This window comes from Caballeronia sp. Sq4a, assembly GCF_023170545.1.
GTDB lineage: Bacteria > Pseudomonadota > Gammaproteobacteria > Burkholderiales > Burkholderiaceae > Caballeronia.
On sequence record NZ_CP084251.1, the window covers coordinates 690,515 to 709,937 of the forward strand.

Sequence of the window (19,423 nt, forward strand, 5' to 3'; positions counted from 1 at the left end):
TGCGGCGACGATCCATCGGCATGATAGCGGGCGGACCGCGCGCCGACGACAACGCGCAATAGCGCGACACAAAACGAAACGGACGGCCTGAGCCGTCCGCGATGCGCCGTTCGGTGGCGAATTACGACTCGAGTTCGGCGTTCAGCGTGATCTTCGCGTTGCCGGCGAACAGTTTCGACACCGGGCAGCCTTCTTTCGCCGCCTGAGCGGCCTTGTCGAACGCGGCCTTGTCCCCGCCGGGAATCTTCGCCTTCAGGTCGAGCTGGCACGACGTGATCGTGAAGCCTTCGCCGTCTTTCTCCAGCGTGACCGTCGACTTCGTTTCGAGGCTTTCCGCCTTCATGCCCGCCTGTTCGAGTTGCAGCGAGAGCGCCATCGTGAAGCAGCCGGCGTGCGCCGCGCCGATCAGTTCTTCGGGGTTCGTGCCCGGACCTTCCTCGAAGCGCGACTTGAATCCATACGGCGCTTCGTTGAGCACGCCGGTTTGCGTCGAGATGAAACCCTTGCCGTCCTTGATGCCGCCGCTCCATTTAGCCGATGCAGTCTTTTGCACGAGAGTTCTCCGTGAAGATGGTTTCAGTTGCGTTCGACCGGGCGCGCTGGCCTCGCTTCGATCAATGCGCACGACGCGTCCGGTCTCGATGACGCTTGTCGATGAACGCGTCGCGCCGAAGCACTGCGCGAAGCGTCGGGTCCATCGTAGCGGATCGGTGCTCGCGGCGCAGGAAGCGCGCTGCCGCACGACTTTTGTTCAGATGGCGAAGCACCGCCGATTCACTTAGGATGCGTGGGCTCGTTCAACTCTCTGCATGCTTAATACATGATTCCACTCGCACGACGCGCCGCGACCCGGGGAGCCGCCTAGCATGGGACCGCCGACCGAACGCATTGCCGAAGATGTCGTGCTGCCCGAGCGCGTCGATGTCGTCGTCGTGGGCGGCGGCGTGATCGGCATCAACACCGCGCGCTTTCTCGCGGAGAAAGGGCTGTCGGTCGCGGTGTGCGAGAAAGGACACGTCGCGGGCGAGCAGTCGAGCCGCAACTGGGGCTGGTGCCGCGCGACGCACCGCGACTTGCGCGAGCTCGAACTCAGCCTCGAAAGCCTGAAGCTGTGGCGTCGCATGGACGCGAATCTGGGAATCGACAGCGGCTATCGCGAATGCGGCATTTTGTATGCCGCCGATGACGCCGACGCCCTAGCCGATCACGAAGCGTGGCTCGCGCGCGCCGTCGCGAAGGTCGGACGCGGGGCGCTGGATTCGCGCATCGTGTCGCCTGAAGAAACGGCCGCGCTCATGCCGGGCGCTGCGCGACGCTTCGCAGGCGGCATTTACACGCCGAGCGACGGCCGCGCCGAACCGCAACGCGCCGTGCCCGCGATGGCCGCCGCGCTGCGCGAGCGCGGCGTCAAGATCGCGATGCCCTGCGCCGTGCGCGGCGTGGAAACGAGCGGCGGCGCGGTGAGCGGCGTCGTGACGGAACACGGGCGAATTCGGTGCGGCAGCGTGGTGATCGCGGGCGGCGCGTGGACGCGGCTCTTCGCCGGCAATCTCGGCGTGGACGTGCCGCAATTGATGGTGCGCTCGTCGGTCGTGCGCACCGCCCCGCTGCCCGGCGGCCCGGAGGTGAGCGCGTGCAATCAGTCGGTCGGGTATCGCAGGCGGCTGGACGGCGGCTATTCGATTGCGAACGCGTTTCGCAGCTATAGCGACATTACGCCTGACAGCTTTCGTCTGTTCGGCAAGTTCCTGCCCGCGCTCAAGAGCCAGCTCGGTTCCATCAAGCTCGGCTTCAACGCGCGTTTCTTCGAGGAGTTGCGCCGCCCGCGCCGCTGGCCGCTCGACCGCGAAACCGTCTTCGAGCGCGTGCGCACGCTCGACCCCGCGCCCGTCGAAGCCTTCAACGAAACCGCGCTCGCCGAGTTTCGGTCCATTTTCCCTTCGCTCGCGCATGTGACGGTGGAGCAGTCGTGGGCCGGCTATATCGACGTGACGCCGGATGCGGTGCCCGTCATTTCGGGCGTCGAGCGCGTGCCGGGGCTTTTCATCGGCACGGGGTTCTCGGGGCACGGCTTCGGCATCGGACCGGGCGCGGGCAAGTTGATGGCCGATATCGTCGCGAACGACGCGCCGCTCGTCGATCCGCATGCGTTCCGTCTGTCGCGCTTCTTCGACGGCAGCAAGATCGAGATCGACGGCGGCTTCTGACGAAACCGGGCGCCTTCGCGGCGCGCGGCGGCACGCGCTAACATACCGGATTCGCTGGCGACGCCGCCGCACTTCATTCGTTTCGAGGCTTTCATGGCATCCACGCCCCTTTTGTTCATCGACGTCTGGTCCGACTTCGTCTGTCCGTTCTGTTATCTGGAAACGCCGGTGCTCGACCAGTTGCGCAACGCCTACGGGGACGCGGTCGAAATTCGCTGGCACGCGTTCGAGCTGCGTCCGGAACCCGCGCCGCTGCTCGATCCGAATAGCGAACACATCGCGGAGTCGTGGGAGAAGTCGGTGCGCCCGCTCGCCGACGAGCGCGCGCTGCTCATGCGCATGCCGCCCGTCGCGCCGCGCAGCCGCAAGGCGTCCGAGACGGCGCTCTTCGCGCGTGAGTCGGGCCGCTACGACGTCGTGCATCGCGCGATTTTCAAGGCGTACTTCGAGGAAGGAATCGATATCGGCGATACCGACGCGCTCTTGGACATCGCCGCGACCTGTGGCGTCGATCCCGAACTTCTGGAAGAAGCGCTCGATGAGGGCACGTACACCGATCTCGTCGTTGAAGACGAGGAATTCGCGAAGAAAATCGGCGTGACCGGCGTTCCGTTCGCGGTGCTGTCGCGCGAGCCGGCACCCGGAAAAGAGCCGCCGCCGCCCATCGCCCTGCGCGGCGCCGCGCCGGTCCAGCATTTCGAAGCGGCTATCGAGCGACTCTTTCCCGACGGCTTTCCGGGCAGCTGAGCCGATACGCTCGCTCGAAGTCGTCTAGCAGTGATGCTCCGCCATGAACGACTTCAGCGCGATACGCTGCGACGGTTCCAGCGCTTCGAATTCGAGTCCGTATGCGATGCCCGCGTCGCCGGATTCCGCCGCGCCGACGTGGCGCACCAACGCCGATGTATCGATCTCCACGTCGATGCCATCCGTGCTGAAGCGAAACGACAGGCGGAGGCGGTCGCCTGCCTGCGCGGTCGGCGCGGGCACGGTCAACGACATGCCGTACGGACTGATGTCGCTCACGCGGCCGAGTTGCGGTGACGCGCTCGGCTGACCTTCGATCGAATAAAGCGCCGCGAGCCGTGTCGGCATGCGGGCGAACTTGCGCGTGCGCAGGCGGCGGATAGCGCCCGGCGCGGACAGCACGACATAGCTGAGCGGCTCGCGGCTCGTCGCATCGACGGTGCAGGCGAAGCGGAATACGCCGCGGCCCGTGAGCGCGACGAGTTCCACCGTCTCGCCACGCGTGAGTTCGAGCGGTGCGACGCCGGTCATCACCGGCTGCGTGACGAAGAGCGACCGCTCGCCGTTGCGCCGCACAGCCGAGAAACCGATGACGCGGCTCGCGTACGTCGCGGACGCGGACCACCCGCCGCCGCGCAGACCGACACGGCCACCGATCGAAAGCCCCATGTCGTCGAGCGTCAGCGGCGCTTCGCGGCCTGCATCACTGCTCGGTTCCGCAGTCGCGGGCTCATTGGTGGCGCGGTGCGGCTCGAAGTGTCGATACAGGAAATCGCGCGTGGTTTCGTCGGGGATGACGACGTCTGCTTCGAAAAGCAGCGCGCCGTCAGGTCCCAGGAGCGGCGCTCCGAGGGGCGCGTTCAGCGGGATGTCGCTGACGGCGAGGCGGACAAGAGCCGGAGAAACGGGGGAAGTGGATTGTGCGGTCATTGGTCGGACGATTCTTATTGGTTTCAGGGAATCGTCGCCGTTGACCGCGCGGTCGTCAAGCAATTTCGGAATAACCTACCTCTTAAGGGCGGTGATCGGACAGCGGAGCGGTCACTATTGCCCTCTCGACGTTATGCGCATAAACCTGAGCCGCCCTACAACCCCTGCGCCGAAAACGTATCGCACTGCTTGACATCCCCCGTCGACATCCCTCGCCGCAGCCAGCGCTGCCGCTGCGCGCTCGTCCCGTGCGTGAACGCTTCCGGTACCACGCGCCCTTGCGTTTCCTGCTGCAAGCGATCGTCCCCGATCGCGCCGGCCGCGTTCAAGCCTTGCTCGAAGTCGCCCGGTTCGATGAGCTTCGCATTGTCCCGTTGCGCCACAGCCGCCCACACGCCCGCGAAGCAGTCCGCCTGCAATTCGACGCGCACGGACAACGCATTCGCCTGCTCGCGCGACATCCGCGCCCGCGCCTGGTCCACCTTGTCCGAGATGCCGAGCACGTTCTGCACGTGATGCCCCACCTCGTGCGCGATCACATAAGCCTGAGCGAAGTCGCCGCCCGCGCCGAAACGGTCGCGCAACTCGCGGTAGAACGACAAGTCGATATAGACCTTGCGGTCGGCCGGACAGTAGAACGGCCCCATTGCCGCCTGGCCCATGCCGCATGCCGTCTGCGTGCCGCCCGAGAACAGCACGAGCTTCGGCGCCGGATAGTCCTGATTGAACTGCGTGCGGAAGATGTGCTCCCACGTGCGTTCCGTATTGCCGAGGACGCGGCGCACGAACACCGCGCCCGGATCGTTGGCGGGCGGCGCGTCGCTCGGCGCGGCCTGGCGTTGCGGCGCATTGCCGTGCAGAACCTGCGCGCCGTTGATGATCGTCATCGGATTGATGCCGAAAAAATACGACGCCGCCAGCGCGACGATGATCGTGCCGATCCCGATCGAGCCGCCGCCAATGCTGAACCCGCCCGAGCCGCGCCGGTCTTCGACGTTCTGACTTTCCGCTTCATCATCGAGGCGCATGTTGCTTTCTCCGTTTAGTTGGCGCGTCGCGCGCTGCTGACAAAGCGATTATCGTACCCGCGCCGGCGCCCTTCTCTACGCGGCCGGTCCGTCAAAGTTCGTCCGCCTGTTTCGACGCGAACGCATTGCCGAATGTCCTGCAAAGCGCGTGATGCAGTGCGGTCGATTGTCGCGACGATGCCCGCTCGCGTCTGTCATGCCGGTCGCGCCCGCCATCTCGAAAACCTCGCGTTTTCAAGCAAATAGACGCGTTCCTACGCAGAAACTGCGGCATTTCCGCGCAAGCCGGCTTTGCTGACGCAGCGCAACACTTCGCGCGATTCAGCGCTACGCTCTGCCCCGTTACCAACGCAAATCGAAGTACGGCCGACCCGGCCGAAACACGCAACGTAGCAGACGTCATCATGCAATCGACTCCTGAAGCACTCGATCTGGCGCGAATACAGTTCGCGTTCACCGTATCGTTTCACATCATCTTTCCGGCGCTGTCCATCGGGCTCGCGAGCTTCATCGCCGTGCTCGAAGGCGCATGGCTCAAAACCGGCAAACCGGTCTACAAGGAACTGTGCCTTTTCTGGTCGAAGGTCTTTGCAGTCGCATTCGGCATGGGCGTCGTGTCGGGCGTCGTCATGGCGTACGAATTCGGCACCAACTGGGGCGGTTTTTCCAGCTTCGCCGGTCCCGTCACCGGCCCGCTGCTGACCTACGAAGTGATGACCGCGTTCTTCCTCGAAGCGGGCTTCCTCGGCATCATGCTGTTCGGATGGAACAAGGTCGGCCCGAAGGCGCACTTCGGCGCGACGCTGATGGTCGCCATCGGCACGCTCATCTCCACGTTCTGGATTCTCGCCTCGAATAGCTGGATGCAGACGCCGCAAGGCTTTCGCATCGAAGGCGATCATGTGGTGCCGGTCGACTGGTTCGCGATCATCTTCAACCCTTCGTTTCCGTATCGGCTCGCGCACATGGCGATTGCCGCGTTCATCGTGGCGGCGCTCGTCGTCGCGGCAACGGGCGCATGGCATCTGCTGAAGGGCCGGCGCGATCCTGCGATCAAGAAGACCTTCTCGATGGCGCTGTGGCTGCTGCTCGCGCTGACGCCCGTTCAGGCGCTCGTCGGGGACGCGCACGGCCTCAACACGCGCGAATATCAGCCGGCCAAGATCGCGGCGATAGAAGGCATCTGGGACACGGAGAAAGGCGGCACGGCGCTCAACGTGTTCGGCATTCCGGACATGCAGGCCGAAACCACCAAATACGCGGTCCAGATTCCGCATCTCGGCAGCCTGATCCTCACGCATAGCTGGAACGGCGAAATTCGCGGCCTGAAGTCTTTCCCGAAGGATGAACGCCCCAACTCGACCATCGTGTTCTGGAGCTTTCGCGTGATGGCGGGCCTCGGCGTGCTGATGATCGTGATGTCCGTCGCCGGGTGGCTGCTGCATCGCAAGCGCAGGCTGTTCGACGCGCGCTGGTTCCATCGCTTCGCGCTCGTCATGGGGCCGACCGGCTTCATCACGCTGCTCGCGGGCTGGGTCACGACCGAAGCCGGCCGTCAGCCGTGGGTGGTCTACGGCGTGATGCGCACGGCCGATGCCGTCTCGCCCGTCACCGCGCAGCAGGTGGGCGTGTCGCTGCTCGCGTTCGTGGTCGTCTACACGATCGTCTTCGGCACGGGCATCTACTACCTGCTGAAGCTGCTTCGGCACGGCCCTGCGCTGCCGGGCGAGACGCCGCACGCGCCGGCTTCATCGGCGAAAACCGCCCGCCGCCCGCTTTCGTTGCCCAATCAGTCCATCGAAGGAGCATGACCATGGACCTCACACTCGCCTGGGCCGCGATCATCGCGCTCGGTCTTCTGATGTACGTGGTGCTCGACGGTTTCGACCTCGGCATCGGCATTCTCTTTCCGTTCTTTCCGGACCAGCACGACCGCGACGTCATGATGAACACCGTCGCGCCCGTCTGGGACGGCAACGAGACGTGGCTCGTGCTCGGCGGCGCCGGCCTCTTCGCCGCGTTCCCGATGGTCTATTCCACCGTGCTCTCGGCGCTCTATCTGCCGCTCGTGCTCATGCTCGTGTGCCTGATTTTCCGGGGCGTGTCGTTCGAGATTCGCGCGAAGGCGTCGCGCACCAAACCAATGTGGGATCTCGCGTTCATCGGCGGCTCGGCGGGCGCGACGTTCTTTCAGGGCGTGGCGCTGGGCGCGTTCCTCGACGGCATTCCGGTCGCGGACGGCCGCTTTTCCGGCGATGCCTTCGGCTGGTTCACGCCGTTTTCGATGTTCACGGGCGGCGCGCTCGTCGTCACGTATGCGCTGCTGGGCGCGTGCTGGCTGATTGCGAAAACCGAAGGCGACTTGCAGCGGCGCATGTACCGCGTCGTGTGGCCGCTGACGCTGCTGCAACTCGCGACGATCGCCGTCGTCAGCGTATGGACGCCGTTGCTCGATGCGAGCATCGCGTCCCGCTGGTTCGATTCACCGCTTTTCTATCGCATGCTGCCGGTGCCGATACTCGTCCTTGCATGCGCCTGGGCGATGCGGCGGTCCATCTTGTCGCGCCACGAAAAGCGGCCGTTCGCCGTGGCGCTCGGATTCGTGGTGCTGGGTTACGCGGGACTGGTCGCGAGCATCTCGCCGAACGACATTTTCCCCGGCGTGTCGATCTGGGATGCGGCCTCGCCGCGGTCGAGCCAGCTATTCACGATTGTCGGCGCGGCGGTGATTCTGCCGGTCATCATCGCGTACACGACGCTGGGCTATTGGGTATTCCGAGGAAAGGTGCGTCATGGCGAACATCACTACCACTGAGCGCGGCGGAGACGCTGCAATGACGCGCGCGACGAAGCTGTTTTGGTTCGTCGCGCTGTGGATGGCGGGCGTCGGCGGCGCGATGCTGCTCGCGCTGCCGTTCAAGCTGTTGATTCGGCTCGGGACGGCGATACATTGAACCGCGAGGACGTTGCGGCGAACGTCAAAATAACGTCGCCGCAATCGCGCCCGCGACCACGCCGAACGCGACCACCGCCCCCGCCACGAACGCCAGCACTTTCGCCGGAAACGAGCGGCCGAGCATCGCGAACGATGGCACGCTCACGGGCGGCAGCGTCATCAGTAGCGCGCCCGCCGGGCCGGCCGCCATGCCGAGCGACAGCATCGCCTGGATGATGGGCACTTCGCCCGCCGTCGGAATGACGAACAGCGTGCCCGCCACCGCGAACGCGACGATCCACAGCGCGCCGTTACCGATATCCGGGCCGATATGCGGAAAGAGCCACGCCCGCGCCGCGCCCAGCAGCAGCACCAGCACGATGTACTCGGGCACGAGCCGCAGCGTCATGCGGCCGAGAATCTTGATCCAGCGCGAGAACGCGGTGCCCGGCTCGTCTTCTTCGATCAGCTTCGCGAGCGCCTCGCGCGATGCCGTCGCCTGCGCGGGCGTCACCATGCGGTTCACCGCGTAGCCGAGGCCGAATACCATCAACACGCCGAGCACCAGCCGCAGGCCGGTCCACTGCCAGCCGAGCACGAAGCCCATGAACACGAGCGCCGCCGGATTGAGCACCGTGTTGCCGAGCCAGAACGCGATCGCCGCGCCCGGCGCCGCCTGACGCGCCCGCAGCCCCGCGACGACCGGCGCCGCGCAACAGGTGCACATCATGCCGGGCAAGGACATCAGTCCGCCGTTGATCACGCTGCCGAAGCTATGCTGCCCGAGCGCGCGCGCGACCCATTGCGGCGGGATCAGCGCCTGCACCGCCGAGCCCAGCAACAGGCCGAGCACCATCGCCTGCCAGATGGCCTTGCCGTAGGCCATCGCATAATCGAGCGCGGCCTGCCACGACGGCTCCGGCGCGCTCGCGGACGCGCCCATCAAAATCGACTTGCCGATGGAATGCTGGCTCGCCGCGACGAACGCACGGTTGTAGTACGGAAACCATTTGACATAGAAAAGGCCCGCGACGGCGATCAGCAGGAACACCAGCCAGCCGAGCGCGACGCGGGGTTGTCGAAGCGTGGTCATATTCTTGGTCGAATCGAAAAAAGAAAATCAGCCGAGCGCCGGCGTCGTCTCGGATAACTGCGCAAGCAGCGCCTTGGCCTGATCGACGCTGTCGGCGTCGTTCGGACGAAACAGCATATGCGCCGCGTGCGGCAACTGCGTGTAAAGCGCGCGGCTGCTGCGGCCGTACGCCGGATCGTAATGGCGGTCGATCAGCTCGGCGAACAGCGCGGCGCGCTGGCCTTCGTCGATCAGCCGATGCCAATGCTCCACGCGCTCGCGGCTATGCAGCGCGACGAGCTTCGACAACTGCGCCTTGAAGAACGCGGGTTCGTCGAAAAGATGCGCGTAGTCCTGCAACAGAAATGCGATGCGGTCCTCGCGGCGCGCTTCCACTTCCACGCAGGCGGCCGCGTGCAGGCTGTCGAGCAGCGAGTCGGGCGTCGAGATTGAACCGATGCGCCGGCCTTCCGCCTCGATGAAAACGGGCTTGGCCGGATCGAAGCCGCGCAGCGTATGGACGAGCGCGGAATCGAATGCTTTCTGCGACGGCTGCGCGTGCCCCGGCAGCGCGCCGAGCAGCGAGCCGCGATGCGCCGCGAGCCCTTCGAGGTCGAGCACTTGAGCGCCCGCTTGCGCGAGCGCGTGCAAGAGCCGGGTCTTGCCGCTGCCCGTGTGGCCGATCAGCGCGATGAAGCGAAATTGCGCCGGCAACGCCGTGAGCCTGTCGAGCACGTCGCGCCGGTAGCTCTTGTAGCCGCCATCGAGCTGCCGCGCCTGCCAGCCGATCATGTTCAGCCACGTCGTCATGGAGCCGGAGCGCTTGCCGCCGCGCCAGCAATAGATGAGCGGCCGCCAGTTGCGCGGGCGGTCCGCGAAGATCGTGTCCAGATGACGCGCGATGTTGCGCGCGACCATGGCCGCGCCGACGCGCGTGGCCTCGAACGGCGACACCTGCTTGTACATGGTGCCGACGATCACGCGCTCCTCGTTTTCGAGCACCGGCGCGTTGATCGCGCCGGGAATGTGATCCTCGGCGAATTCGAGCGGCGTGCGGACATCGACGATTTCATCGAAATCCTGAAGACGGTCGATTGAAACGAGCAGGTTTTTCACGGAATTTGAGCGCGATTCGGCGGCGGCGAAGCCCGAAATTATCGCACGGAGAGCGAATTCGGTTTTGCGGCGGATTTTTGCGCGCGCCGCGATGCGGTTACAGTAAGGGCATCGCGAATCCGGTCATGCGGGCAGGAGAATCGATGGGCTATCTGGCAACTATCGGCGTGCGGCGCTACCGTTTCGACGACCTCAAGACGCTGCTCGCCCGCGCGAGCCCGCAGCGGTCGGGCGACGAACTCGCGGGCGTCGCGGCGGCCACCGAGGAAGAGCGCGTCGCCGCGAAGATGGCGCTCGCCGACCTGCCGTTGCGCGCATTCCTCGATGAGCCGCTCATCCCGTACGAAACGGATGAAGTCACGCGGCTGATCGTCGATACGCACGACGCCGCCGCGTTCGCGCGCATCGCGCATCTGACGGTCGGCGATTTGCGCGAATGGCTGCTGTCGGATACGACCGACACTGCGGCGCTCGAAGCCGTGCAGATGGGCCTGACGCCCGAAATGGCCGCCGCCGTCTCCAAGCTCATGCGCAATCAGGATCTGATTCTCGCCGCGAGAAAGCGCCCTGTCGTCACGCGCTTTCGGACGACCATCGGCTTGCCGGGCCGGCTGTCGGTGCGCTTGCAGCCGAATCACCCGACGGACGATCCGAAGGGCATCGCGGCCTCCATGCTCGACGGCCTCTTTTACGGCTGCGGCGATGCCGTGATCGGCGTGAATCCGGCCTCCGATTCGCCCGCGGACATTGCCGCGCTACTCACGATGATGGACGATTTCCGCCAGCGTTACGACGTGCCGATGCAGTCGTGCGTCCTCACGCATGTGACCAACACGCTCGCGGCGATCGAGCAAGGCGCCCCCGTCGATCTCGTGTTCCAGTCGATTGCGGGCACGGAGCGCGCCAACGCGAGCTTCGGCGTGTCGCTCGCGCTGTTGCAGGAAGCGCACGACGCGGCGCAATCGCTCGCGCGTGGGACCGTCGGCGACAACGTCATGTACTTCGAGACCGGTCAGGGCAGCGCGCTCTCCGCGAACGCGCATCATGGCGTCGACCAGCAGACCTGCGAGGCGCGTGCCTACGCGGTCGCGCGACACTTCCGGCCGCTTCTGACGAATACGGTGGTCGGGTTCATCGGCCCGGAGTATCTGTACGACGGGCGGCAGATCATCCGCGCGGGACTCGAAGATCATTTCTGCGGCAAGCTGCTCGGCGTGCCGATGGGCTGCGACATCTGCTACACCAACCACGCGCAGGCCGATCAGGACGATATGGACACGCTTCTGACGCTGCTCGGCGTCGCGAATGTCAATTTCATCATGGGCGTGCCCGGCGCCGACGACGTGATGCTCAACTATCAGAGCACGTCGTTCCACGATGCGTTATACGTGCGCCGCGTCCTGAATCTGAAGCGCGCGCCTGAATTCGAGGCGTGGCTCGCGCGAATGCGGGTGACAGATGCGCGCGGCGCGCTGCTGCCGCATTCATCGGGCGCAATGCGACAACCGCTTCTTGACTGGATCGACTCATGACCGACGACGGCACGCCAAGCCGGATCGACGCCGACCCTTGGGACGCGCTCAAGCGGTTCACGAACGCGCGGATCGCGCTCGGGCGCGCGGGCAACAGTCTGCCGACGGCGCCGCTTCTCGCGTTTCAACTGGCGCACGCGCAGGCGCGCGACGCGGTGCATCAGCCGCTCGACACCGCATCGCTCGGCGAAGCGCTGCGCGCAGCCGGCTTTGCGACGCTCGAAGTCGCGAGCGCCGCGCCGGATCGCGATCACTATCTGCGTCGGCCTGACATGGGCCGCATGCTTGACGACGCCAGCGCCGCGCGCCTTTCCGCGTACGTCAGCGAGCACGGCGGTGCGCCCGATGTCGTGTTCGTCGCCGCCGATGGCCTTTCCGCGTTCGCTGCGCAGCGCCACGTCGCGCCGCTGTTGTCCAGATTGCGCGCCATGCTCGACGGCTGGAACATCGGCCCCGTGGTCATCGCGACGCAGGCGCGTGTCGCGCTGGGCGACTGCATCGGTGAGCTTTTACGGGCGCGGATCGTCGTGGTGATGATCGGCGAGCGGCCGGGCCTCAGTTCGCCCGACAGCCTCGGGCTTTACGTCACCTATGAGCCACGCGCCGGGCGTATGGACGCCGAGCGCAACTGCATTTCGAACGTGCGCCCCGAAGGACTCGGCTACGATGCCGCCGCGTTCAAGCTGCATTGGCTGCTGAACGAAGCGCGGCGGCTCGGGCTGACGGGCGTCGGATTGAAAGACCGCAGCGGTGCGCTGCCCTCGCCTGCGGGCGTGGGGCGGATCGAGGGCGAACGCTGAGCGGGGTTCGTCGCGCTCGCGTACAAACGCGCCGCGTCAAAGCACCAGCGACCCCGCCGAAATCGCGACGACCAGAAAGATCACGAACAGCACGAGGAAGATGAAGAAACAGATCTTCGCGATGCCGGCCGCGCCTGAGGAAACGCGTCCGAAACCGAAGAAGCCGGCGATGACCGAGATGACCGCGAAGAGAATAGCGAGCTTGAGCATGAACGAGCCTTTTTTGTTGTGAACAGCAGGCTCCTTGCAAGCCTCGTGCCCCGCCGATTAACTGGCGTCGATGCCCAAGACCGTTAGTTGCAAAACAGATTTCAAAAAAAGGCACCGTCAAAACGGCGGTGCCTTCTTGTCAAACTCAGCGCACGCCGCGCGCCGGATTCTCCGCCGCTGCAACCACGGCAGCGCTCGCCGCAGGAACGCGCGTCCGCATGCCGAGCCAGTTCGCCACCGGTTGGCGCAAACGCGGCACGGAAAGCAGCGCCATGATCGCGACCGCGTCGCCGACCAGACCGGCCGGCACGTTCACGAGCCCGTCCGTGAAGGTGAAAAGGATCGAATCGACGACGAGCGAAATCACCGTGCCCGCGACGAAGCACACCATGCCGTCGCGCCCTATCGCACCGATCCACGGCAAACGGCTGGCGACGGCCTTCACCACGCCGTACCGCGCGAGGTTGGTCGCGATCCACGCGATCGCGAGGAAATTGACGACGCGCGCGCCTGCCAGGTCGCGCTTGAACGCACTGTCGAGCACGGGCGGCAGCACGAGCAGCTTGTAATACGCCATGCCGACGATCACCGCGAGCGCGGCGGCGCTGATCGTCCAGCCGAAGCGGTGCGACGCCACGCGCTGATAAACCGGCTGGCAGCGCGCGAGCACGCCGAGCGTGAACATGAGTTGCCAGGCGGCAGGGTTGAAGTCCCAAAGGTTGTCGTCGACGGACGGCATATATTCGCCGATGCCGGGCGCGAACGACCAAAGCGCGAGACTCAGGCCCAGCAAAACCCACGGCTTCGTGCGCGCGAGCGGCAACACGAGCGGCACCGCCAGCGCGAACAACGCGTACATCGGCAGGACAGCGGCCAGATACGGCTGGCGCTCGAACGTCAGAATCTGGGCGATCGACGTCACCGGTGCCGCCGTCAGCGTGTCAAGGTCGTGCAGGACGAGATTCGGCGCGTGACCATAGAACGGTCGCAGCAGGAAGGTGGCCACGAGCATCAGCGCGGCGGTGATCAGGAACGCGCGGTAGATCTCGAACGCCCGCCGCACGAAACGCAGGCCCGCGGCGCGCTCCGACCGGCGCTGAGCGAGAGACGCGTAAGCGGTCGCGGTGGCGAAGCCGCCGAGAAACACGAAGACCTCGGCGGCGTCGTTCAGCGCGAACGCGTGCAACGTAAAGTGCGACAGCACGCTGCCGCCGATATGATCGACGACAATAATCAAGAGCACGAGCCCCCGGAAGAAGTCGAGCTCGACGAGGCGTTTGGATTGTCCGGACATGCGGCGTGACCGTGTGTGCTGCGCAATGCAGTAGGTGGACGAAGAGCGGCTCGACAGCGGCCGCATCGAAGCATTGGAGTTTACCCGCATTCGTTGCGGCGCATCATCGGAACAGGAGGACTTTTCCGCCCTAGTTCGGTTATTTGTCGGATTTCGACGGCGAACTTACCGCTGAAGCGAACTTCTGCGGAACCAAGGGCCGGCGAAGGTTTCAAATAGCTTTCATAATACCGGCTGCACCGGCTAAGATCACGCCTCTTCCCTCCTACGAATAACGCATCGCATGGACTACATCGCCGCCCTTCTCACCGACCCCGCCGCCTGGGCGGCCCTCGCGACGCTCGTCGTGATGGAAGTCGTGCTCGGCATCGACAACCTCATCTTCATTTCGATCCTCACCAACAAGCTGCCAGCCGAGCACCGGGCGCGCACGCAGCGCATCGGCATCGGGCTCGCGCTCGTGATGCGACTCGGCCTGCTCGGCACCGTCGCGCTGATCGTGCGGCTCACCGCGCCGATCTTCGAAGCGTTCGGCCACGGCTTCTCGTGGCGCGATTTGATTCTGATTGCCGGCGGCGTGTTCCTCGTGTGGAAAGCCACGAGCGAGATTCATCATCACGTCACGCACGACGCCGAGGATCACGCCGGGCCCGCATCCGGCGCGCGGCTCACGCCGTTGTCGGCCATCGGCCAGATTCTGCTGCTCGATCTCGTGTTTTCCATCGACAGCATCGTGACTGCGGTCGGCATGACGGAGCACATCCCGATCATGTTCGTCGCGGTCATCGCGGCGGTTTCCGTGATGCTGTTCGCGGCGGGGCCGCTCTCGCGCTTTATCGAACGCAATCCGACCATCGTGATGCTCGCGCTCGGCTTTCTGCTGGTGATCGGCATGACGCTGATCGCGGAAGGCTTCGGCACCCACGTACCGAAGGGCTACATCTACGCCGCGATGGCGTTCTCCGCGCTCGTCGAAGGACTGAACATGCTGGCGCGCCGCGCGACCAGCAAGCGCCGCGTTGCCGTGTCGCGGGAGCAGAAGCCGCACTGAGCGTCAGAAGGGCAACTCGCGCTGCGGGTTGTCCTCGGTGCTTTCAGCGGAAGGAGGCATCGGCTGCCCGCGCAGCCATCGCTCGATGGCATCGACCACATGCTGGCGCTCCGCATCGTCGAGCACTTTTCCCGCCGCGATGCCGTGCCATTTGGCGAGACAGGTCCGGCAGCACGTTGCCGTCGCATGCTGCGCGATGAATACGGGATGCCCGCGAAACGGCGTCTGCTTGCCGTCGTTGAGCGGCGCCTGCGGCGCGAGCCGTTTCGCGATGAGTTCATGCGCCTGCGCGATCACCGTTTCCACGCCGCGCTCGCGCAGATAGCGGCCTTCGCGCACGCCGAGCGCGAATCGCCGGCGAAACGCGGATTTCGCGAGCGCATCGAATACGGCGTCGAGATCGCGCATGGACGCTCAGTCCTTCGCGTAGAGCGTCGAATCGGCGAAATCGCGCGCGTCGAGCACGCGGCCCACGAGAATCAGCGCCGTGCGCTCCATGCCCGATGCGCGCACTTTCTGCGCGATATCGACGAGCGTGCCCTGCACGCGTTCTTCGTCCGGCCAGCTTGCGCGGAAGATCACCGCAACCGGGCAGTCCTCGCCGTAATGCGGCAACAGATCCGCGACGATGCGCTCGATATGCCGCACGCCGAGATGAATGGCGAGCGTTGCGCGATGACGCGCCAGGTCCGCGAGCGATTCGCCGGGCGGCATCGACGTTTTCGCCGCATAGCGCGTGAGGATCACCGTCTGCGAGATGCCGGGCAGCGTTAGCTCGCGCCCGAGCGCCGCCGCCGATGCCGCCGTCGCCGTCACGCCCGGCACGATTTCATAAGGAATCCCTATCATTTCCAGTCGACGAATCTGCTCGCCAATCGCGCCGTACAGCGACGGATCGCCCGAATGCACGCGCGCGACATCCTCGCCATTCGCATGCGCTTGCCGCAATAACGCGACGATGGCATCGAGATCGAGTTCCGCCGTATTCACGACGCGATGCGCCCGATGCCCTTCGAGCACGCCTTCCGGCACGAGCGATCCCGCATACAGAATCACGGGGCACGCGCGAATCAGCCTTTGCCCTTTGACGGTGATGAGTTCCGGATCGCCCGGGCCCGCGCCGATGAAATAGACCGTCATGTCAGTGAGAGTCGAGAGCGAGCAGCGCATGAAGCGCGCTCGCGGGGTCGTCGAATTCGCGGTCTGCTTCGGGCAGCTTCGGCCGCGCGAGCATCACCACGGGTAAGTGCCGTTCGCGCGCCACCGCGAGCTTCGCCTCGGTTGCCTTGCCGCCGCTGTTCTTGCTGATGACGACATCGATGCGAGCCGCGTCGAACAAGGCGCGCTCGCCGTCGATATCGAACGGTCCGCGCGCATCGAGAATGCTGGCGCGCGCCGTCCCTTCGTGCGCGCCGAGACAGCGAATGGTCCAGTGCTGCGACGCGGGGATCTCGTCGAGATGCTTGAGCGGCTCGCGTCCGAGTGTGAACAGCGGCCGGCGAAACGGCGCGATACGTTCGACGATGCCGCGCCAGTCAGCCGCATCGCGCCAGTCGTCGCCGGGCTGCGGCTGCCATGCGGCCCGGCGCACGGCCCAGAGCGGCACATGCGCCAGCGTGCAGGCTTCGCGCGCATGGCGGCTCATTTGCGCGGCATACGGATGGGTCGCGTCGATGACGAGCGTGATCCGTTCAGCATGGAGATAATCGACGAGACCCGCCACGCCGCCGAAGCCGCCCACGCGCACGGCACAGGCGAGATCCGTCGGCACGCGAGCGAGTCCCGCGAGACTGTAGACGTGCGGCGCGCCCATGTTTCGTGCGATGGCGAGCGCGTCGCCCGTTCCGCCGAGCAGCAACCCGCGCGTCATGCGGCGCTCCCGACGATCACGCCTTGCCTGTCGATTGCGAACGTCTCGACGATCACGCCGCTCGGCACGGTATCGAGCGCCACGTCGCGGGCGCGCGCGCAGACGAGGTCGCCCAGCGCGATGCCTTCGGCGCGCGCCAGCTTCAGCGCTTCCTGGCTCGTATTCGCCGCGCGGATGGCCGACTGAAGCGCCGCGCTCGCGCCCGCCTCCGCAGCCCAGCACGCCAACAGAGGCAAGTCGATGCTGGAGCTGCGGCTATGCAGGTCCATGTGTCCCGCCGCGAGCTTGCTGAGTTTGCCGAAGCCGCCGCACAGACTGAGCTTCTCGACCGGCGCGCGACGCAGATGCTTGAGCACCGCGCCCGCGAAGTCGCCCATTTCGATCAGCGCGATATCCGGCAAGCCGTAGCGCGCGCGCATCGCGTCTTCGCTCTGATTGCCGGTGCAGGCCGCGATATGCCGCACGCCGTTCGCGCGGGCCACGTCGATGCCCTGATGAATGGAGGCGATATACGCCGAACAGGAAAACGGCCGGACGATGCCCGTGGTGCCGAGAATCGACAAGCCGCCCACGATGCCGAGCCGCGGGTTCATCGTCTTCTGCGCGAGCGCTTCGCCATGCTCGACGCCTATCGTCACATCGAAGCCGCCCGCATAGTCCGCGAGCGGCGCGAGCGCGAGGAGATGCTCGGTCATCATCTTGCGCGGCACGGGGTTGATGGCCGGCTCGCCGATGGAAAGCGCCAGGCCCGCCCGCGTCACCGTGCCCACGCCCGGTCCGGCGTGAAAGCGCACGCCCGTAGCCGCCGAGAGACACACGCGCGCGAACACGAGCGCGCCATGCGTCACGTCCGGATCGTCGCCTGCATCCTTGATGACGCCCGCTTCCGCTGCATCGCGCATGCCGTCGACCGCGCGGCAGAATTCGAGCTTCATCGTGACGCGCTGGCCCTTGGGCAACACGATCTCCGCGCGATCGCTCGCCTGCCCGGTCAGCAACAGACGCGCGGCTGCGAGACTCGTCGCGGTCGCGCAGCTTCCGGTCGTGTAGCCGCTTCTGAGCGGCGCGGGTTGTTCCGATGTCTCGTCACGCATGATGAGCGTCGAATGCGGTCACGGCTTGCTTGCGCACAGCAGCGTAATGGGCAACGCTTGCCGCCAGGTATCGAAGCCGCCGAGCGGTTCCGCTTGCGCCACGCCGATGCGCACGAGTTCACCGCCATGCCGCGCGCGCCAGTCGACGAGCGCGGCTTCGCTTTGCAGCGTGACCGCGTTCGCGATCAGCCGCCCGCCCTGACGCAGTCGCGACCAGCACGTATCGAGCACGCCCGGCACGGTCACGCCGCCGCCGATGAACACGACGTCGGGCGCGGGAAGGCCCGCGAGCGCGGCGGGCGCCTCGCCCTTGACGAGTTGTAGCGCGGGGACGCCGAGGGCATCGCGGTTATGTTCGATCAGACGCTGCCGGCCCTCGTTCGCTTCGATGGCGATGGCACGGCAGGACACATGCGCGCGCATCCATTCGATGCCGATCGACCCGCAGCCCGCACCCACATCCCACAACAGTTCGCGCGGCTGCGGCGCAAGGCGCGCGAGCGTGACGGCGCGCACATCGCGCTTGGTCAGCTGGCCGTCGTGACGATAGGCGTCGTCGGGCAGGCCGGGCGTGAGCGGCGGCCCGGCATGACCCGCATGCGTGCGGCATTCGATGGCCACGAGATTGAGCGACGCCACGAACGGCTCGCGCCAGTCGTCCGCGCGCTCGTCGATGCGGCGTTCGTTCACGCCGCCGAGATGCTCGAACACCGTCATGCGGCTCGGGCCGAATCCATGCGCCGTCAAGAGCGCTGCGATCGCAGCGGGCGTCGCGCCGTCCGCGCTCAGGACCAGCAGGCGCTCGCCGCGAAACACATGCGCGAGCAGCGACGCAACGGGCCGCCCGACAAGCGACACGCAGCGCGCGTCCTGCAACGCCCAGTGCAAACGCGCAGCGGCGAGCGACAGCGACGAAGGCGCGGGAATCACGCGCATCTCGTCGACGGAAAGCTCGCGAGCGAGCGTCGCGCCGACGCCGAAGAACATGGGATCGCCGCTCGCGAGCACGCATACGGGCATGCCGCGCGTGCGCTCGGCAAGCACGGCATCGAGAGAAAACGGGCTGGGCCACGGCACGCGGCGCGCGGCTATACGCGCAGGCAAGAGCGCAAGATGACGCTCGCCGCCGTGGATCGCGCCGGCCTCGACAAGCGCCCGTCGCGCCGCGCGGCTGAGGCCCTGCCAGCCGTCCTCGCCGATGCCTACCACGGTCAGCCAGCTCGACATGGGGCGTGCCCTCCTTGCGGTTCGCGACGCGCTTCATGCGACGATGCCCTGCACGAAGCGTTCTGATGGTCGATAAAAGCGGGCATAATACATCGGTACGTCGGTGCCCAACGGTTCAACCCGCGGGCCTAACAGGGAACACAGCGAAACTGTGGCTGCCCCCGCAATTGTACGCAGCGAGTCCGCGCTCCACTGCCACTGGTTTATACCGGGAAGGCCGGCGCGGGCGCAGACCTGCCAGCCAAGAGACCTGCCGACTCACGCTTTGCACGCATTATTCGCGCGACGCCGTCCGGGCGGGGTGTACCGG

At 66.0% G+C, this 19,423-nt stretch carries 20 protein-coding genes and 1 riboswitch; of the genes, 8 read left to right on the forward strand and 12 right to left on the reverse strand.

Features of this window, described 5'->3' with window-relative positions; genetic code table 11:
• Positions 1-121: 121 nt before the first annotated feature.
• Entirely contained in the window at positions 122-553 is a 432-nt protein-coding gene (locus tag LDZ24_RS17130) for an OsmC family protein (RefSeq protein WP_248322440.1), read from the reverse strand.
• Positions 554-866: 313 nt separating this feature from the next.
• Between LDZ24_RS17130 and LDZ24_RS17135 the strand changes: the two genes are divergently transcribed.
• Both LDZ24_RS17135 and LDZ24_RS17140 read left to right on the forward strand, forming a co-directional pair.
• The gene (locus LDZ24_RS17135) at positions 867-2,207 is read left to right on the forward strand and encodes an FAD-binding oxidoreductase (RefSeq protein ID WP_248322441.1); all 1,341 of its coding nucleotides are present in this window, start codon (positions 867-869) and stop codon (positions 2,205-2,207) included.
• A gap of 93 nt (positions 2,208-2,300) precedes the next feature.
• Positions 2,301-2,954, forward strand: a complete 654-nt coding sequence (locus LDZ24_RS17140; protein ID WP_248322442.1) for a DsbA family protein — start codon at positions 2,301-2,303, stop codon at positions 2,952-2,954.
• Between the two features lie 24 nt (positions 2,955-2,978).
• Here the strand turns inward: LDZ24_RS17140 and LDZ24_RS17145 are convergent, their stop codons facing one another.
• Both LDZ24_RS17145 and LDZ24_RS17150 read right to left on the reverse strand, forming a co-directional pair.
• Positions 2,979-3,884 carry a flagellar brake protein gene (locus tag LDZ24_RS17145; RefSeq protein WP_248322443.1) on the reverse strand — a complete coding sequence of 302 codons (906 nt, stop codon included), beginning with the start codon at positions 3,882-3,884 and terminating at the stop codon, positions 2,979-2,981.
• 155 nt (positions 3,885-4,039) lie between these two features.
• Positions 4,040-4,912 carry a neutral zinc metallopeptidase gene (locus LDZ24_RS17150; protein WP_248322444.1) on the reverse strand — a complete coding sequence of 291 codons (873 nt, stop codon included), beginning with the start codon at positions 4,910-4,912 and terminating at the stop codon, positions 4,040-4,042.
• A gap of 404 nt (positions 4,913-5,316) precedes the next feature.
• Here LDZ24_RS17150 and LDZ24_RS17155 point away from each other — a divergent pair, with 404 nt between their 5' ends.
• The 3 genes from LDZ24_RS17155 to LDZ24_RS17165 are packed head-to-tail and all read left to right on the forward strand — an operon-like array spanning position 5,317 to position 7,866.
• Entirely contained in the window at positions 5,317-6,723 is a 1,407-nt protein-coding gene (locus tag LDZ24_RS17155) for a cytochrome ubiquinol oxidase subunit I (RefSeq protein WP_248322445.1), read from the forward strand.
• Between the two features lie 2 nt (positions 6,724-6,725).
• Positions 6,726-7,727: a cytochrome d ubiquinol oxidase subunit II gene (gene cydB / locus LDZ24_RS17160; RefSeq protein ID WP_206469509.1), complete on the forward strand. Its 1,002-nt coding sequence runs from the start codon at positions 6,726-6,728 to the stop codon at positions 7,725-7,727.
• Complete coding sequence (locus LDZ24_RS17165; RefSeq protein WP_248322446.1) at positions 7,705-7,866, forward strand: hypothetical protein; 162 nt, start codon at positions 7,705-7,707, stop codon at positions 7,864-7,866. Before cydB ends, LDZ24_RS17165 begins: the two co-directional genes overlap by 23 nt.
• Positions 7,867-7,890: 24 nt before the next feature.
• Here LDZ24_RS17165 and LDZ24_RS17170 read toward each other — a convergent pair whose 3' ends face one another.
• Both LDZ24_RS17170 and mnmH read right to left on the reverse strand, forming a co-directional pair.
• Positions 7,891-8,940: a permease gene (locus LDZ24_RS17170; RefSeq protein ID WP_248322447.1), complete on the reverse strand. Its 1,050-nt coding sequence runs from the start codon at positions 8,938-8,940 to the stop codon at positions 7,891-7,893.
• Positions 8,941-8,967: 27 nt separating this feature from the next.
• Complete coding sequence (mnmH, locus tag LDZ24_RS17175; protein WP_248322448.1) at positions 8,968-10,035, reverse strand: tRNA 2-selenouridine(34) synthase MnmH; 1,068 nt, start codon at positions 10,033-10,035, stop codon at positions 8,968-8,970.
• Positions 10,036-10,178: 143 nt separating this feature from the next.
• Here mnmH and LDZ24_RS17180 point away from each other — a divergent pair, with 143 nt between their 5' ends.
• Both LDZ24_RS17180 and eutC read left to right on the forward strand, forming a co-directional pair.
• Positions 10,179-11,567, forward strand: coding sequence for an ethanolamine ammonia-lyase subunit EutB (locus LDZ24_RS17180; protein WP_248322449.1), 1,389 nt, complete (start codon positions 10,179-10,181; stop codon positions 11,565-11,567).
• The gene (gene eutC / locus LDZ24_RS17185; RefSeq protein ID WP_248322450.1) at positions 11,564-12,367 is read left to right on the forward strand and encodes an ethanolamine ammonia-lyase subunit EutC; all 804 of its coding nucleotides are present in this window, start codon (positions 11,564-11,566) and stop codon (positions 12,365-12,367) included. Before LDZ24_RS17180 ends, eutC begins: the two co-directional genes overlap by 4 nt.
• Before the next feature lie 36 nt (positions 12,368-12,403).
• On the opposite strand, the gene LDZ24_RS17190 is transcribed toward eutC, so the two are convergent.
• On the reverse strand, positions 12,404-12,577 hold the full coding sequence (locus tag LDZ24_RS17190) for a DUF1328 domain-containing protein (protein WP_159833772.1): 174 nt from the start codon (positions 12,575-12,577) through the stop codon (positions 12,404-12,406).
• Between the two features lie 145 nt (positions 12,578-12,722).
• A complete protein-coding gene (locus LDZ24_RS17195) occupies positions 12,723-13,871 on the reverse strand; it encodes an OpgC domain-containing protein (RefSeq protein WP_248322451.1) in 1,149 nt (382 codons plus the stop codon).
• A gap of 283 nt (positions 13,872-14,154) precedes the next feature.
• On the opposite strand from LDZ24_RS17195, the gene LDZ24_RS17200 reads away from it, so the two are divergent.
• A complete protein-coding gene (locus tag LDZ24_RS17200; RefSeq protein WP_175941497.1) occupies positions 14,155-14,922 on the forward strand; it encodes a TerC family protein in 768 nt (255 codons plus the stop codon).
• Between the two features lie 3 nt (positions 14,923-14,925).
• Here LDZ24_RS17200 and LDZ24_RS17205 read toward each other — a convergent pair whose 3' ends face one another.
• From LDZ24_RS17205 to cbiE, 5 genes are read right to left on the reverse strand one after another with little or no spacing between them, the layout of a single operon-like run.
• On the reverse strand, positions 14,926-15,330 hold the full coding sequence (locus LDZ24_RS17205) for a DUF4186 domain-containing protein (RefSeq protein WP_248322452.1): 405 nt from the start codon (positions 15,328-15,330) through the stop codon (positions 14,926-14,928).
• Positions 15,331-15,336: 6 nt separating this feature from the next.
• Positions 15,337-16,062 (reverse strand): precorrin-4 C(11)-methyltransferase, encoded by a 726-nt coding sequence (cobM, locus tag LDZ24_RS17210; RefSeq protein ID WP_248322453.1) that lies wholly within the window; start codon positions 16,060-16,062, stop codon positions 15,337-15,339.
• Between the two features lies 1 nt (position 16,063).
• Positions 16,064-16,792 (reverse strand): cobalt-precorrin-6A reductase, encoded by a 729-nt coding sequence (locus tag LDZ24_RS17215; RefSeq protein WP_248322454.1) that lies wholly within the window; start codon positions 16,790-16,792, stop codon positions 16,064-16,066.
• On the reverse strand, positions 16,789-17,886 hold the full coding sequence (locus tag LDZ24_RS17220; RefSeq protein WP_248322455.1) for a cobalt-precorrin-5B (C(1))-methyltransferase: 1,098 nt from the start codon (positions 17,884-17,886) through the stop codon (positions 16,789-16,791). Before LDZ24_RS17220 ends, LDZ24_RS17215 begins: the two co-directional genes overlap by 4 nt.
• Positions 17,887-17,904: 18 nt before the next feature.
• Positions 17,905-19,113 carry a precorrin-6y C5,15-methyltransferase (decarboxylating) subunit CbiE gene (gene cbiE, locus LDZ24_RS17225; RefSeq protein WP_248322456.1) on the reverse strand — a complete coding sequence of 403 codons (1,209 nt, stop codon included), beginning with the start codon at positions 19,111-19,113 and terminating at the stop codon, positions 17,905-17,907.
• 84 nt (positions 19,114-19,197) lie between these two features.
• A riboswitch (cobalamin riboswitch) is annotated at positions 19,198-19,386 on the forward strand.
• The last annotated feature ends 37 nt before the right edge of the window (positions 19,387-19,423 follow it).